The following is a 14,534-nucleotide window of genomic DNA, read 5'->3' as shown; positions in this document are numbered from 1 at the left end:
CCTCAGTGGGCGGTGGACGCGGTCAGCGGGCCGATGCGGTACAGGACTTCGGGGTCGTGCGGGCCGTCCGGGAACAGCTCGGCCGGGAACAGCACCTCGCGGGTGACCTGCGCCCCGTGCCGTTCGGCGAACGAGGTGAACAGGCGCTCGGAGGCGGTGTTGCCGGGGGTGATGGTGGTCTCCAGCCAGGTGATGCCGCGCTCGGTGACCAGCCGGGCGGCCAGTCCGTCCAGCAGGGCGGCGGCGATGCCTCGGCCCTGGTGGGCGGCGTCGACGGCCACCTGCCAGACGACCAGGGTGCCCGGGCGGTCCGGCCGCACGTATCCGGTCACGAAACCGACCGGCTCCCCGTCCGCACCGCGCGCCACCGCCGAGGTGCCGGCGAAGTCCCGGCACCACAGCAGATAGCTGTACGAGGAGTTGAGGTCGAGGGTTTCCGAGTCCTTGGCGAGACGCCAGAGCGCGGCTCCGTCCGTCGTCGCCGGCCGTTCGATGAGCAGGTCTGCGGGTGCGGCAGTCATGCGTCACGAATTTAGCGAGGCGAATTAGGAAATGCACGGCAGTGACGGGAGTGACGGAAGGTCACATCAGTGATATGTCCGTGATGCCCTATGGCAAAATGGGGCAAAAGCGTGTACCTGTGGGTTGTGTCACAGCCCGGAAATGCCCGGAGAATCCGTTCGCAAAGTCTCTTGTTTAGCTCTGCAAAAATCGGGCAGAAGAGGACCGGGAGTTATCGCCAGCAGAATTGGCGGAAATGGTGAAGGGGAATTGAATTCAGGATTCGGTGCCCCCGGGGGCGGTGCCCCCGGGAACGTGTGAGTGGCGGCCGGGCCGTGTCGTCGGACCGCCCCCGGCTCCGCCCTCCGGGCGAACGGCGGAAGTCCGGCGACGTGACCTAGGCCCTCTCGTTCGGATCATGCCGGGCTCGCGGGCCCTGGCACCGCGCCTCGCCGCGTTGTCGTCGGTTGCCATGGCTCCGCCATGGCGCCCTCCTCCGCCTTGCGATGCACGGCACCAGGACCCGCTCCCTGATCCGGCCCGATCCGAACGAAAGACCCTAGCGCCAGGCGCCCGACACGGCCCGGCGGGCGCCCTCGGGGTCCACGGCCAGGCCCCGGCCGGCCATGGCCCCGCCCAGCGCCGTCAGCGACTTCCGGACGGCGTCGGGGGTCGCGTCGGGTCCGTAGTGGTTGACGCGGACCATCTCCCCGGCGAGGGCCCCTCCGCCGGCGGCCAGCGGCAGGGCCGGGTCGGACCGCAGCGCCTCGGCCACCAGCTCCGAGGCCACCGCGCCCGGCGGCACCCGCAGCGTCGTCGCGACCGGCGCCGCGTCCCTCTCCTCGTACACGTACGGCTCCAGGCCCCCGCCCAGCGCCACCGCCCCGGCCCGCGTGGCCAGCGCGGCGGCCCGGTGCCGGGCCATCACCGTCTCCAGACCCGCCGACTCGATCCGCTCCAGGCACGCCTCCAGTGCCAGCATCTCCAGCTGGGCCGGTGCGTGCGGCAGCACGGTGCGGCCGGCGTCGGTCCAGCGCTCCTTCCAGTCCAGCAGGGACAGATAGGAGCGGCGGGGGGCGCGCGGGTTGGCGGCCATGCGGGCCCACGCCCGCTCGCTCACCGAGATCGCCGACACGCCCGCCGGGCCGCCCATCGCCTTCTGCGCCCCGATCACGCACAGGTCCACGCCCCACGCGTCCGGCAGCACCGGCTCGGCGCCCACGGAGGCCACCGCGTCCAGGTAGAACAGTGCGCCCTGCTCCCGTACCGCCTCGCCGATCTCCGCGACCGGGTTGGTGTTGCCCGTCGCCGCCTCCGCGTGCACCAGGGACACGAAGTCGATCTCCGGGTGCTTCCTGAACGCCTCCCGGACCTGGACGGCGGTCACCGCCGTGTGGAAGGGGACGGACAGGTCGTGCACGGTCGCCCCGGCGTCGCGCAGCCAGTTGCCGAAGGTCTGCCCGTACGGGCCCGTGATCACGTTCAGGGCCACCGTGCCCGGGCCGGCCGCCGCGCGGATCGCGCCCTCCAGCGGCAGCAGCGCCTCGCCCTGGGTGACCAGGACGGTCTGCCGGGTGTCCAGCAGCCGGGCCACCCGGTCCTCGATGGCGGCGAAGCGCTCGGCACTCAGCGGGGGCAGGTCGAGGAAGGGGTGGGTCACGGCGGTGCTCTCTTCGCTCACGAGGGTCCACGGGGGCCGCCGGAAGACGGCCGTGACGAGCGTAACTCTCCGCTCCCGGCCCCCTCCCGACCGGTGACTTCCTAGGCCGGACGGCCCCGAAGCCATCGGTTTGATTTGAGAGACCCCAACATTTCCTTATAATCGGAAACCTTCGTTCCCCCATAGGAGAATCCCCCCATGACAACGCTCCTCGGGCGCCGGACCCGCCTCCTGGCTGCCACCACCGCGACCGCCGGGCTCGTGCTCGTGGCCGCCGGCTGCTCCTCGGACGACGGCGGGGGGAGCGGCAAGACCACCGTCAAGGGCGTTCACCTCGCCAAGGCCGGCCGGCTGACCACCTGCACCCACCTGCCCTACCCGCCGTTCCAGTCGGAGATCGACGGCAAGGTGCAGGGCTTCGACGTCTCCCTGATCGACCTCGTCGCCAAGGATCTGGGCGTCCCGCAGAAGATCCTCGACACGCCGTTCGAGAACTTCAAGACGGGCGCCTTCCTGAACTCGGGCGAGTGCGACCTGGCCGCCGCCGGCATGACCATCACCGCCGAGCGCAAGAAGAACGTCGACTTCTCCGACCCGTACTTCGAGGCCACCCAGGCCGTCCTCGTCGACAAGCACAGCGGCGTCGACTCGCTCGCCGACGTCAAGGCCAAGGGCAAGAAGCTGGGCGCCCAGGCACAGACCACCGGCGAGGACTACGTCAGGAACAAGGGCTACGACCCGATCTCCTTCGAGTCCTCCGACGCGGTCCTCAACGGCCTGCGCACCGGCCAGGTCCAGGCCGTCGTCATCGACTACCCGGTCGTCCAGGGCTGGCTGAAGGACAAGGCCAACGCGGACCGGTTCAAGGTCGTCGACAACCTCAAGACCGGTGAGCAGTACGGCTTCACCGTGAAGAAGGGCAACAAGGCGCTGCTCGAGGCCGTCGACAAGGCGCTCAAGGACGCGAAGGCCGACGGCACCTACAAGAAGATCTACGAGAAGTGGATCGGCCCGTACAACGCCTCCGTCGCCTCTCCCGCGGCCTCATGAGCGACACGGACGTACCGCTCGGGCCGAAGAAGAAGGGACTGACCCGGCGGCAGAAGCGGACGCTGTCCCGCGGCGCGCAGTACGCCGTCTTCGCCGCCGCCGTGATCGCCTTCGCGGTCACGGCCGACTGGGGCCGGCTGCGCAACCAGTTCGCGCAGGTCGACATCGCACGGCAGATGTTCCCCGACGTCATCACACTGGCGCTGAAGAACACCGTGCTCTACACGCTGTCCGGCTTCGTCGTCGGGCTCGTCCTCGGCATGGTCATCGCGCTGATGCGGCTGTCCTCCGTGGGCCCCTACCGCTGGCTGGCGGGCATCTACATCGAGATCTTCCGCGGGCTGCCCGCCCTGCTGATCTTCATCTTCGTCGGCGTGGCCGTACCGCTCGCCTTCCCGGGCACCGAGATCCCGGGCGGCACCTACGGCAAGGTCGCCCTCGCGCTCGGCCTGGTCTCGGCCGCCTACATGGCGGAGACCATCCGTGCCGGCATCCAGGCCGTACCCAAGGGGCAGACCGAGGCGGCCCGTTCGCTCGGCTTCTCGCCCGCGAAGGCCATGATCTCGATCATCGTTCCGCAGGCCTTCCGCATCATCCTGCCGCCGCTCACCAACGAACTCGTCCTGCTCTTCAAGGACTCCTCGCTGGTGCTCTTCCTCGGCGTCACCCTGGAGGAGCGGGAACTGTCCAAGTTCGGCCGCGACCTGGCGAGCACGACCGCCAACTCCACGCCGATCCTGGTCGCGGGCCTGTGCTACCTGCTGGTCACCATCCCGCTCAGCTTCGTCGTCCGCCGCATGGAGTCCAAGGCACAGGAGGCGATCCGGTGACCCGCCCCGAGATCGAGGTACGCGGACTGCACAAGTCCTTCGGTGACAACGAGGTGCTGCGCGGCATCGACCTGGAGATCGGCCAGGGCGAGGTGGTGTGCGTCATCGGACCCTCCGGCTCCGGCAAGTCGACGCTGCTGCGCTGCGTGAACCTGCTGGAGGAGCCCACCGCGGGCCACGTCCTCGTCGGCGGCACCGAGGTCACCGACCCCGACGTCGACATCGATGCCGTACGCCGCCGCATCGGCATGGTCTTCCAGCAGTTCAACCTCTTCCCCCACCTGGACGTCACCGCGAACCTGACGCTGCCGCAGCGCCGGGTCCTCGGGCGGGACAAGGCCACCGCCGCGAGGATCGCCGCCGAGAACCTGGCCCGGGTGGGCCTCGCGGAGAAGGCGGACGCCTACCCGTCCTCCCTCTCCGGCGGCCAGCAGCAGCGCGTGGCCATCGCCCGCGCGCTCGCCATGGGCCCCGAGGTGATGCTCTTCGACGAGCCGACCTCCGCGCTCGACCCCGAACTCGTCGGGGACGTCCTCGCCGTCATGCGCCGGCTCGCGCACGAGGGCATGACGATGATGGTCGTCACCCACGAGATGACCTTCGCCCGCGAGGTCGCCGACCGGGTCGTCTTCATGGACGGCGGCGTCATCGTCGAGGACGGCAGCCCCGACCGGGTCATCGGCGACCCGCAGCACGAGCGCACCCGGCACTTCCTCTCCCGGCTGCTCGACCCGGCGATGGCCGAGGTCGAGGAGGAGACCTCCGACCAGGTCGGGAAGGACAAGCCGTAGGCCGTTAGGGTGCGGTGCATGAGCGATGGCGCGGTGCTGCACGTGAAGGGCCGGGTCCTGGCCGGCCCGGAGGACGTCCGTGACGAGCTGTGGGTGGTCGGGGGGCGGATCTCCTACGACCGCCCCGCCGGCGCCCGCGACATCACCACCGTCGCGGGCTGGGCGCTGCCCGGCCTGGTCGACGCCCACTGCCACGTCGGCCTGGGCGCCGAGGGCCCGGTCGACGCGGACACCGCCGAGCAGCAGGCGCTCACCGACCGGGGGACCGGCACCCTGCTGATCCGGGACGCGGGCTCACCCTCCGACACCCGCTGGATCGACGACCGCGACGACCTTCCGAAGATCATTCGCGCGGGCCGGCACATCGCCCGCACCCGCCGCTACATCCGCAACTACGCCTGGGAGATCGAACCGGAGGACCTCGTCGCCCACGTCGCCCGGGAGGCCCGGCGCGGCGACGGCTGGGTCAAGCTGGTCGGCGACTGGATCGACCGTGGCGTCGGCGACCTGGCGCCCTGCTGGCCCCGCGAGGCCGTCGAGGCGGGTATCGCCGAGGCCCACCGGCTCGGCGCCCGTGTCACCGCGCACTGCTTCGCCGAGAACTCCCTGCGCGACCTGGTCGAGGCGGGCATCGACTGCGTCGAGCACGCCACCGGCCTCACCGAGGACCTGGTCCCGCTGTTCGCCGAGCGGGGCGTCGCGATCGTCCCCACCCTCGTCAACATCGCCACCTTCCCCAAGCTCGCGGCGGGCGGCGACGGCAAGTACCCGCGCTGGTCCGCCCACATGCGCCGGCTCCACGAGCGGCGCTACGACACCGTGCGCGGCGCCTACGACGCCGGCGTACCGGTCTACGTCGGCACGGACGCCGGCGGCTCGCTGGCCCACGGTCTGGTCGCGGAGGAGGTCGCCGAGCTGGTCACCGCCGGCATCCCGCCGGTCCGGGCCCTCGCCGCCACGACCTGGTCCGCCCGCACGTGGCTCGGCCGCCCCGGCCTGGAGGAGGGCGCGCCGGCCGACCTGGTGGTGTACGAGGCCGATCCCCGGGCGGACGTACGGGTGCTGGCGGCGCCGCGACGGGTCGTGCTCAACGGGCGCGTCGTCGAGTGACCATGCCCCTGCTTTCGAATCCGCGTACGGGACATCCACGTTTGAGTGAAGTGACCACGCATCGCTGACCGTTCACCCACAGTGCGTACAAGGTTGACGGGTCCCGAACATGTTCCCTCTGGGGGTCCCACCGCCTTGAACAGCAACAACTCCCGCATGCCCGCACGCCGTCTCGCCACCCTCGCGACGGTCACCGCCCTCACCGCGGTACCCGCGGTCCTGGGCGCGGGCGCCGCGCACGCGACCGGCGGCCACGGTCGCGCCTCAGCCGTCGTCCTGCGCACCGGGCTCGACGTGTCCCTGCTCGACAAGAGCGTGCACATGCCGCTCGCCCTCTCCCTCGACGAGGTCCGGGCGCCACGGAGCGCGGACCGCACCGCGCTGTCGGCCCGGCTCGACGGCGTGAACGGCGGCCGGCCGTTCACCGTCCTCGGTGCGGCCGTCGCCCGGGCGAAGGCGACGGCCACCGCCCGGCGCGCCGAGGGCTCGGTCCGTCTCGCCCACGCCCGGCTGCACGTCCCCGGCCTGCCCCTGCTGTCCGTGATCGAGGCCGACGCGATCACCGCCAGGGCCACCTGCGAGGCCGGCAGGGCACCCACCGCCGCCGCGGACGTCCTCGGCGCCGTCACCGTCCTCGGCAAGCGCGTCACCCTGACCGCCGGCGGCCCGGTCCAGGTGAAGGTGCCCGGAGTCGGTGAGGTCCGCCTCGACCTCGCCGAGCGGCGCACCACGACCCGTACGGCCGCCGCGACCGCCCTTCGGCTCAAGATCTCCGTCAACCCCTCGAAGCTCGACGTGGCCGACGTCGAGGGCACCGTCACCCTGGCCGGGGCCACCTGCGAGTCCCCGGTGGCCCCACCCGTCCGGCACCCGGTGCCGAGTCACGACCCGGCCGCCGGCGTCCGCCCCCAGGGCGGCGCCCCGGCCGAGGCGGGCCTCGCGGAGACCGGCGGCAGTCCGGCGACCCCGTACATCGCCGGTGGCGCGCTGGCGCTGCTGCTGGCGGGCGGGGGAGCGGTGGCACTGACCAGGCGCCGCAGGAGCTGACATCGCGCCCGCCCACCGGCCGGCCACGCCCACCGGCAGCCGCCCGCCGTCCGCGGGGCGGGGCCGTCCCGGCTCTCCCCGGTCCCGGCGAGCGGTACGCCGCGGAACTCGTTCGGCGGGCCGGCCCCGGTGTCGCGCGTCGCCCCGCGGACGGCGGGCGGTGGCCGGACCGTCCGCCGGGCCCCGGCTCAGTCTCGGGGTGCCGGACGATCGGGGGGCCGGACGGTGACGGCGACGCAGCGGCTCCGGGACCGTCCGCGGCTCGGGGCGGTCCCGGAGCCGGGCGGGACTTCGGGCGGGGTCCCCGGGCGGCCCGGGGCTCGGGCGGCCGACGCGGGGAGCCGGGCGCTCAGCCCCGCGTGAGAGCGGCGGACAGGGCGGCCAGGAAGCCGTTCGTCGTGGCGCGGTCGCGTACCGCCACCCGTATCCAGTCCGGGCCGAGCCCGGGGAACGTGTCACCCCGGCGCACGGCGTGGCCGAGGTCGCGCAGCCGTCGTCGTACCGCCGCGGCGTCCGGCATGCGGACCAGCACGAAGGGGCCCTCGGCCGGCTGCACCACCCGTACGCCACGGCCGGCGAGCGCGGACAGTCCCGCGACCAGGTGCGCCCGGTCCCCGGCGACGCGATGTGCCGCGTGCCCCGCCTCGGCCAACGCCCGGGGTGCCACGCACGCCCGCGCCGCGGCCAGCGCCGGTGTGGACACGGGCCACAGCGGCTGGGCCCGCCCCAGCCCGGCGATCACGTCGGGCGCGGCCAGCGCGTACCCGATGCGCAGTCCCGCCAGCCCCCAGGTCTTGGTGAGGCTGCGCAGCACGACGAGTCCTGGCACGTCCGTCCGGCCGGCCAGTGCCTCGCGCTCACCGGGCACCGCGTCCATGAACGCCTCGTCGACCACCAGCGTCCGTCCCGGCCGGGCCAGCCGGGTGAGCGTCCGCGCCGGATGCAGGACGGACGTCGGGTTGGTGGGGTTGCCGATCACCACCAGGTCGGCCTCCTCCGGGACGGCCGCCGGGTCCAGCCGGAACCCGTCCTCCTCCCGCAGCAGCACCCGGTCCACCGTGTGCCCGGCGTCCCGCAACGCCGCCTCCGGCTCGGTGAACTGCGGGTGCACGACGACCGGCCGGCGGACCTCCAGGGCGCGGGCGAGGAGGACGAACGCCTCCGCGGCCCCCGCCGTCAGCAGCACCCGTTCCACCGGCAGCCCGTGCCGTGCGGCCACCGCCGCCCGGGCGTCCCGCCCGTCGGGGTAGGCCGCGAGGGACGACAGCGAAGCGGCGATCTCCTCCCGCAGCCACCGCGGGGGCGTGTCCGCGCGGACGTTGACGGCGAGGTCGACCAACGCGGCGCCGTCGTCCCGCACTTCGGCGTCCCCGTGGTGCCGCAGATCGTGCCCGGACCCGCCGGTGCCCTCAGTGCGCATGGCTGTGCGAGTGCCCCCCGTGATGGTGGTGCCCGTGGCCGTGGTGGTGTCCTTCGTCGTCCGGGTGGAAGTGCGGCTGCTGCGGCAGTCCCACCTTGTCCTCGAAGCCCGGCAGCGCGATCCGGTACACGCAGGAGTCGCAGTTCATGCGCAGGTCGCCCTTGACGGCCTCCTGGTACCGCTCCATCACCAGATCCAGCAGCTCCGGCTCGGGCCCGATGACGTCGGCCGACCGCACCTCGGTCTCCGGGTGGGCCGCGGCCCACTCCTCGGTCTGCTGCCGCACCCGGTCCGGCAGGATCCCGGTGAACAGGAAGTACGGCAGTACGACGATCCTCTTCGAGCCCAGCGCGACGCACCGGTCCAGGCCGCTCGGCACGTCCGGCGCCGCCAGCGACACGAACGCCGTCTCGACACCGGCGTACCCGCGGCCCTCCCACAGCAGCCGCGCCGCCTTGAACACCTCGGCGTTGGCGTCGGGGTCGGTGGAGCCGCGCCCGACGAGCAGCACGGTGACGTCCGCCCGGTCCCCGCTGGTGCGGGCGGCGCCGCCGAGCGCCTCGTCCAGCCGCCGCTCCAGCACGTTCAGCAGCGCGGGGTGCGGGCCAAGCGGACGGCCGTAGGTGTACGAGATCCCCGGGTGCCGTTCCTTCTCACGGGCCAGCGCGGCCGGGATGTCGCCCTTGGCGTGTCCGGCGGACACCAGCATCAGCGGCACGGCGGCGAACCGGCGCACGCCCTGCTCGACCAGCTCGGTGACGGCCTCGCCCAGCGGCGGCGGCGACAGTTCGATGAAGCCGCCCGCGACGGGCAGTTCGGGGTGGCGGCGCCCCAGTTCCCGGACGAAGTCACGGAACGCCTCGGCTCCGGCGTCGTCACGGGTGCCGTGTCCGGCGATGAGCAGGGCGGGCGGGGTGGTCACGGGGTCTCCTCCGACGAAACGGTGTGGTACAGCAGGGCGTTGAGCGCGGCGGCGGCGACCGCCGAACCGCCCTTCTCGGACACGTTGCTCACGGCGGGCAGCCCGCTCGCGCGCAACGCGGCCTTGGACTCGGCCGCCCCGACGAAGCCGACGGGCAGGCCGATGACGAGCGCGGGGGAGGCGTCGAGGGTCAGCAGCTCCTCCAGGGCGGTCGGCGCGCAGCCGATCACCCAGATGGCGCCGGGCCCGACCTCCTCGTGGGCGAGCCGTACGGCGTGTGCCGAACGGGTCAGCCCGGGCCCGGAGACGGCGTCCCGCAGCCGGCAGACGGTCCCACGCCGGGTGATGCCGGCCGCGACCATCTCCACGTCGACGACGACGGGCGCCCCGGCGTGCAGCGCGGCGTGCGCCGCCACCAGGTCGTCCTCGTTCATGACGAGGTCGGTCGCGTACTCCAGGTCGGCGGCGGAGTGGATGACCCGCTCCACCACCGCCCGGGTCAGCGGCGGGAAGTGCGAGGTGTCCAGGCGGGCGCGCAGCCGCCGGAAGGACTCCTGCTCGATGGGGTGGACCACGCGGTTCACCGGGCGCCCTCCTGTGTGCCGTTCTGCCAGCGGTAGCCGCGCGGGGTCACCATGCGCCCCGCGATGTTCCGGGTAGCGGTGTTGCCCACGGTCACGACCGTCATCATGTCGACCGTCGCCGGGTCCAGCGCGCCCAGCGTCGTCACCCGGCTGGACTCGTCGGGGCGGGAGGCGTTGCGGACGACGCCGACCGGCGTCGTCTCCTCCCGGTGCCCGGAGAGGATCGCGAGCGCCTTCGGCAACTGCCAGTCCCGGCCGCGTGAACGCGGGTTGTAGAAGGTGACCACGATGTCCGCCTCGGCCGCCGCGCGCACCCGGCGCTCGATGACCTCCCAGGGGGTGTGCAGGTCCGACAGGCTGATGGACACGTGGTCGTGGCCCAGCGGCGCGCCGAGGACGGCCCCGGCGGCCAGCGCGGCCGTCACCCCGGGCACCCCGACCACGTCGATGTCGTCGGACGCCTCGGCGAGCGCCGGGGAGGCCATCGCGTACACGCCCGCGTCGCCGCTGCCGATCAGCGCGACCGCGTGCCCCGCGCGGGCCTCGGCGACCGCGGTACGGGCCCGCTCCTCCTCCGCGCCGAGCCCGGACTCCAGCACCCGGGTGCCGGGCCGCAGCAGGTCGCGGATCTGGTCGACGTACTGGTCCAGGCCGACCAGCACCGACGCGCGCCGCAGCTCCGCCGCGGCGCGCGGGGTGAGCAGGTCCCGGGCGCCCGGCCCGAGCCCGACCACCGCGAGCCGTCCGCGCCCCGGACGCCGGACCACGGCGCAGGTCGCCATGGCGGGCCGGCCGTCGGCCCGCGCGGACTTCCGCTTGGGCACGAGGAGTTCACCGCCGCGCGCCAGGGCGGCGGCCTCGGCGACCGATGGCGTGCCGACGGCCGTGAGCGGCGCGGCGGAGGGGTTCGGCACTTCCACGGCGGCCAGTTCCTCGGCGGTGTACGTCACCACGGGTACTCCGAGCCGCTCGGCGGCGGCCACGATGCCGGGCTCGTCCGCCTTGGCGTCCACGGTGGCCAGTTCGGCGACCGACCGCGGCGACAGACCCGCCTCCCGCAGCGCCTCCCCGACCAGCGCGAGGACCTCCTCGGCCGGTGCGCCCTTCGACGCGCCCACGCCGACCACCAGCGACGGAGGCCGCAACAGCACCTCCCGCTCGCCGGGTTCGACGGCCCGGTCGGTGAGCCGGACCGTGTACGCCCCGTGCGCCGCGAGGGGCAGCGGCGGCAGCGGCCACGCGACCTCAGCCGCCAGCGCGACCGGTTCGCCGTCCAGCAGGGCGCGGGAGACCGCGGCGACCGCGCCCTCGTACGGCAGCCCGAGCGTGTCCAGGCCCGGCAGCCCGACGGCGTCCGTGGCGGTCGTCACCACGGGTTCGGCGCCCAGCAGTTCCCCGGCCTCACGGGCGAGCGCGTTGGCCCCGCCGCCGTGCCCGCCGACCAGCGCCACCGCGAACCGGCCGCCCTCGTCCACGCACACCACACCCGGGTCGGTGGCCTTGTCGCCGAGCAGCGGCGCCAGCAGCCGTACGGTCGCCCCCGTCGCCAGGAAGCACACCAGCTGCTCGCACTCCGCGAACGCGGCCCGTACGGCCTCCCCGACGGGACCGTCGTACACCCGCGTACGGTCCGGCCAGGCCGCGGCCAGCCGGTCCCGCGCCGCCGCTCCCGCCGCGGTGGCGGAAATGAGGCCGATCACTGGACAACTCCTTCACTGGACGCCGTGGTGCGCTCGCCCCACAGCAGGAACACAGGATTGGTGGCCGCCAGCCGGGTCACGTCCCCGGGCAGCGGCGCGAGCCGCGACGACTGCAGCAGCACCCCGTCGCAGCCGAACCCGGCAGCCGTCAGCGCCTCGCGCGCCGCCGGCACCCGGTCCAGCGCGGCCACGGCGACGACGACGGTGCGCCGCGCCCGCCGGGCGCACGCGGTCACGACGGCGGGCAGCTCCCGGCCCCCGCCGCCGACGAACACCGCGTCCGGATCGCCGGGCAGCGCGGACAGCGCCTCCGGCGCCGAGCCGTGCACCACGTCCACGTCGACGCCGTGCGCGGCCGCGTTGGCGCGGACGCGTTCCACCCCGTCCGCGGTCTTCTCGACGGCGACGACGGCCGCGCCGAGCCGCGCGCACTCCACCGCCACCGAACCCGACCCGGCGCCCACGTCCCACACCAGGTCGCCGAGGCGCGGCCCGAGCCGGGCCAGGGCCAGTGCCCGGACCTCGAACTTGGTGATCATCGAATCGCGGTGGGTGAACTCGCCCTCGTCCAGAGCCCATCGGGCCGGCCCGCCGGGTGTCCCGGCGACGGTACGCACCGCGCCGAGCGCCCGGGTCTCGTCCAGGCACAGCACCACGCTCACCGCCGTGCCCCAGTCCCGGGCCGCCGCCTCGGCGGGCGTCACCCGCTCCACGCGCTCCCGCTCCGGATCCCCCAGCGCGCTCGCCACGACGAGGACCCGGTCGGCCGGCACCGCGGCCCCCAGCTCGGCGGGCCCGGCCCCCGGGCCGGTCAGCACGGCCACCTTGGGCCGGGCCCGGCACACGTTGACGGCCGTCCGCGGGTCCCGGCCGTGCGCGCTGACCACCACAGCGTCGTCCCAGGGCAGACCGATCCGCGCGAAGGCGGTGGCCACCGAGGACACCCCCGGCCGTACGTCCAGCGCGCCGGCACCGAACCGTTCGGCCAGTGCCCGCACGATCCCGAAGAACCCCGGATCCCCGGAGGCCAGCACGACGACCGGCAGCTGTGCGGCGGCGTACGTCGCGACGGTGTCCAGGGCGGGCGCCAGCGGCCCGAGCACGACCCGCTCGGCCCCCTCCGGCAGCCGCACCGCGTCCAGGTGCCGCTGCCCGCCGACCACGAGCGCGGCTCCGGCGAGGACGTCCGCGGGGAGCGGTGTTCCCGTCCCCGTCCCGACGACCGTGATCAACTCTTCCCCCGCTGCTCGCGCAGGGCCCGCCGGGCCTGCGGGTCGGCCTTGCGGTAGCCGTGGAAGTGACCGGGGTGGTACAGGTGCGAACGGGTGCCGCTGGCGTCCAGGGCCGGGCCCACGAGGAACAGCGTGTGCTTCCAGAGCTTGTGCTCCTTGACCGTCTCCTCCAGCGTGCCGATCGTGCACCGCACCACCAGCTCCTCCGGCCAGGTCGCCTGGTAGGCGACGACCACCGGCGTGTCCGTGGGGTAGCCGCCCTCCAGCAGTTCCCGCACCAGCTGCCCGCTGCGCGCCGCCGACAGGAAGACGGCCATCGTGGTGCCGTGCCGGGCGAACTCGCGGACCTCCTCGCCGGGCGGCATCGGCGTCTTGCCGCCGCCGAGCCGGGTGAGCACCACGGACTGGGCGACCTCCGGGATCGTCAGCTCGCGCTGCGCGATGGCGGCCACCGCGGAGAAGGAGGACACGCCCGGGACGATCTCGGTCGCGATGCCGATCTCCCGGCAGCGGTCCAGCTGCTCCTGCGTGCCGCCCCACAGGGCGGGGTCTCCGGAGTGGATGCGGGCGACCCGCAGCCCCTCGTCGCCGGCCCGCCGGTACACGGCGACGACGTCCTCCAGCGACATGGTCGCCGAGTCCAGCACCTCGGCGTCCTCGCGGGCGTGTTCGAGGACCTCCGCCTGGACCAGGCTCGCGGCCCAGATCACGACGTCGGCCTCGGCGATGGCACGCGCGGCACGGAACGTCAGCAGGTCGGCGGCGCCGGGGCCGGCACCGACGAAGGTCACCTTGCCGGTGGGGGCATCGGCCATGGGGATCGGTCCTCTCCTACGGGTCACTGGGGATGGGTCGGTCGGTGCGGCCCGGCGCACGTGCGGCAGGTGCGGTCGGTCGGCGCGCACGGCTGCCGGACATGCGTGAGGGCCGCTGCATCGGATACCAAAGGCCTATGGCGGTCCTCGTCGCGCTCGGCGCGTTCCTGATGACGCTGGCCGGCGGCTGGACGGCACAGCGCGTGACCGACCGCCGCCATCTGGTCCTGGGCCTGGCCGGCGGGCTGATGCTCGGCGTGGTCGGCCTGGACCTGCTGCCGGAGGCGCTGCACGCGGCCGACCACGAGGTCTTCGGCGTACCCGCCGCCCTGCTGCTGTTCGTGGCCGGATTCCTGCTGGCCCATCTGGTGGAACGCACGCTCGCCGCGCGCCGGGCGGCGCACGGGGCCGGCGAACACGGACACCGGGCGCCCGAGGTGGGCCTGGCGGCGGCCGGCGCGATGGTGGGTCACAGCGCGATGGACGGCGTGGCGATCGGCGCGGCCTTCCAGGTGGGGGGCGGCATGGGCGCGTCCGTCGCGCTCGCCGTGATCGCCCACGACTTCGCCGACGGCTTCAACACCTTCACCCTCACCAGCCTGTACGGCAACGCGCGCCGCAAGGCCGTCGGCATGCTGGTGGCGGACGCCTGCGCACCCTTGCTCGGCGCGTTGTCGACCGCCTTCGTCCACATCCCCGAACCGGTGCTCGGCGGCTATCTCGGCCTCTTCGGCGGCGTACTGCTGTACCTCGCCGCCGCCGAGATCCTCCCCGAGGCCCACCACGAGCACCCGGCCCGTTCCACCCTGCTGTGCACGGTGGCCGGCGTCCTGTTCGTCTGGCTGGTGGTCGGCCTGTCCGGCTGACCGCGC

General features: G+C 74.0%; 14 protein-coding genes. 6 read left to right on the top strand and 8 right to left on the bottom strand.

Annotated elements, in window-relative coordinates; all coding sequences use genetic code 11:
• Positions 1-2: 2 nt before the first annotated feature.
• Together ectA and ACF1BE_RS30985 are read right to left on the bottom strand one after the other, a co-directional pair.
• Entirely contained in the window at positions 3-521 is a 519-nt protein-coding gene (gene ectA / locus ACF1BE_RS30990; protein ID WP_392202323.1) for a diaminobutyrate acetyltransferase, read from the bottom strand.
• 539 nt (positions 522-1,060) lie between these two features.
• Entirely contained in the window at positions 1,061-2,161 is a 1,101-nt protein-coding gene (locus ACF1BE_RS30985; RefSeq protein WP_392202340.1) for a pyridoxal-phosphate-dependent aminotransferase family protein, read from the bottom strand.
• A 198-nt stretch (positions 2,162-2,359) separates the two neighbouring features.
• Here ACF1BE_RS30985 and ACF1BE_RS30980 point away from each other — a divergent pair, with 198 nt between their 5' ends.
• The 5 genes from ACF1BE_RS30980 to ACF1BE_RS30960 all read left to right on the top strand — a co-directional run bounded on the left by ACF1BE_RS30980 (position 2,360) and on the right by ACF1BE_RS30960 (position 6,989).
• The gene (locus tag ACF1BE_RS30980) at positions 2,360-3,211 is read left to right on the top strand and encodes a transporter substrate-binding domain-containing protein (protein WP_392202322.1); all 852 of its coding nucleotides are present in this window, start codon (positions 2,360-2,362) and stop codon (positions 3,209-3,211) included.
• Positions 3,208-4,041, top strand: coding sequence for an amino acid ABC transporter permease (locus ACF1BE_RS30975; protein ID WP_392202321.1), 834 nt, complete (start codon positions 3,208-3,210; stop codon positions 4,039-4,041). The genes ACF1BE_RS30980 and ACF1BE_RS30975 overlap by 4 nt, the downstream gene beginning before the upstream one ends.
• A complete protein-coding gene (locus ACF1BE_RS30970) occupies positions 4,038-4,832 on the top strand; it encodes an amino acid ABC transporter ATP-binding protein (RefSeq protein ID WP_392202320.1) in 795 nt (264 codons plus the stop codon). Before ACF1BE_RS30975 ends, ACF1BE_RS30970 begins: the two co-directional genes overlap by 4 nt.
• Positions 4,833-4,850: 18 nt before the next feature.
• Entirely contained in the window at positions 4,851-5,942 is a 1,092-nt protein-coding gene (locus ACF1BE_RS30965) for an amidohydrolase family protein (RefSeq protein WP_392202319.1), read from the top strand.
• A gap of 135 nt (positions 5,943-6,077) precedes the next feature.
• Positions 6,078-6,989: an SCO1860 family LAETG-anchored protein gene (locus ACF1BE_RS30960; RefSeq protein ID WP_392202318.1), complete on the top strand. Its 912-nt coding sequence runs from the start codon at positions 6,078-6,080 to the stop codon at positions 6,987-6,989.
• A gap of 349 nt (positions 6,990-7,338) precedes the next feature.
• Here ACF1BE_RS30960 and cobC read toward each other — a convergent pair whose 3' ends face one another.
• Genes cobC through cobM form a run of 6 tightly spaced genes read right to left on the bottom strand, consistent with a single transcriptional unit; the run spans position 7,339 to position 13,662 of the window.
• Complete coding sequence (cobC, locus tag ACF1BE_RS30955; protein ID WP_392202317.1) at positions 7,339-8,409, bottom strand: Rv2231c family pyridoxal phosphate-dependent protein CobC; 1,071 nt, start codon at positions 8,407-8,409, stop codon at positions 7,339-7,341.
• On the bottom strand, positions 8,399-9,331 hold the full coding sequence (locus tag ACF1BE_RS30950) for a sirohydrochlorin chelatase (RefSeq protein WP_392202316.1): 933 nt from the start codon (positions 9,329-9,331) through the stop codon (positions 8,399-8,401). Before ACF1BE_RS30950 ends, cobC begins: the two co-directional genes overlap by 11 nt.
• Positions 9,328-9,915, bottom strand: a complete 588-nt coding sequence (locus tag ACF1BE_RS30945) for a precorrin-8X methylmutase (protein ID WP_392202315.1) — start codon at positions 9,913-9,915, stop codon at positions 9,328-9,330. Before ACF1BE_RS30945 ends, ACF1BE_RS30950 begins: the two co-directional genes overlap by 4 nt.
• Complete coding sequence (cobJ, locus tag ACF1BE_RS30940; RefSeq protein WP_392202314.1) at positions 9,912-11,615, bottom strand: precorrin-3B C(17)-methyltransferase; 1,704 nt, start codon at positions 11,613-11,615, stop codon at positions 9,912-9,914. The genes ACF1BE_RS30945 and cobJ overlap by 4 nt, the downstream gene beginning before the upstream one ends.
• The gene (gene cbiE, locus ACF1BE_RS30935; RefSeq protein WP_392202313.1) at positions 11,612-12,847 is read right to left on the bottom strand and encodes a precorrin-6y C5,15-methyltransferase (decarboxylating) subunit CbiE; all 1,236 of its coding nucleotides are present in this window, start codon (positions 12,845-12,847) and stop codon (positions 11,612-11,614) included. The genes cobJ and cbiE overlap by 4 nt, the downstream gene beginning before the upstream one ends.
• Entirely contained in the window at positions 12,844-13,662 is an 819-nt protein-coding gene (gene cobM, locus ACF1BE_RS30930) for a precorrin-4 C(11)-methyltransferase (RefSeq protein ID WP_392202312.1), read from the bottom strand. The genes cbiE and cobM overlap by 4 nt, the downstream gene beginning before the upstream one ends.
• A gap of 137 nt (positions 13,663-13,799) precedes the next feature.
• On the opposite strand from cobM, the gene ACF1BE_RS30925 reads away from it, so the two are divergent.
• Entirely contained in the window at positions 13,800-14,528 is a 729-nt protein-coding gene (locus ACF1BE_RS30925; RefSeq protein WP_392202311.1) for a ZIP family metal transporter, read from the top strand.
• The last annotated feature ends 6 nt before the right edge of the window (positions 14,529-14,534 follow it).

Source organism: Streptomyces sp. NPDC014991, assembly GCF_043080665.1.
GTDB lineage: Bacteria > Actinomycetota > Actinomycetes > Streptomycetales > Streptomycetaceae > Streptomyces.
The sequence above is the reverse complement of the archived record's forward strand: the minus strand, read 5'-3'. Positions and strand labels throughout refer to the sequence as shown.

Coding starts and splice junctions, on each gene's coding strand:
- ectA (WP_392202323.1), bottom strand. CDS start 521: ATGACTGCCGCACCCGCAGACCTGCTCATCGAACGGCCGGCGACGACG.
- ACF1BE_RS30980 (WP_392202322.1), top strand. CDS start 2,360: ATGACAACGCTCCTCGGGCGCCGGACCCGCCTCCTGGCTGCCACCACC.
- ACF1BE_RS30975 (WP_392202321.1), top strand. CDS start 3,208: ATGAGCGACACGGACGTACCGCTCGGGCCGAAGAAGAAGGGACTGACC.
- ACF1BE_RS30965 (WP_392202319.1), top strand. CDS start 4,851: ATGAGCGATGGCGCGGTGCTGCACGTGAAGGGCCGGGTCCTGGCCGGC.
- cobC (WP_392202317.1), bottom strand. CDS start 8,409: ATGCGCACTGAGGGCACCGGCGGGTCCGGGCACGATCTGCGGCACCAC.
- cobM (WP_392202312.1), bottom strand. CDS start 13,662: ATGGCCGATGCCCCCACCGGCAAGGTGACCTTCGTCGGTGCCGGCCCC.
- ACF1BE_RS30925 (WP_392202311.1), top strand. CDS start 13,800: ATGGCGGTCCTCGTCGCGCTCGGCGCGTTCCTGATGACGCTGGCCGGC.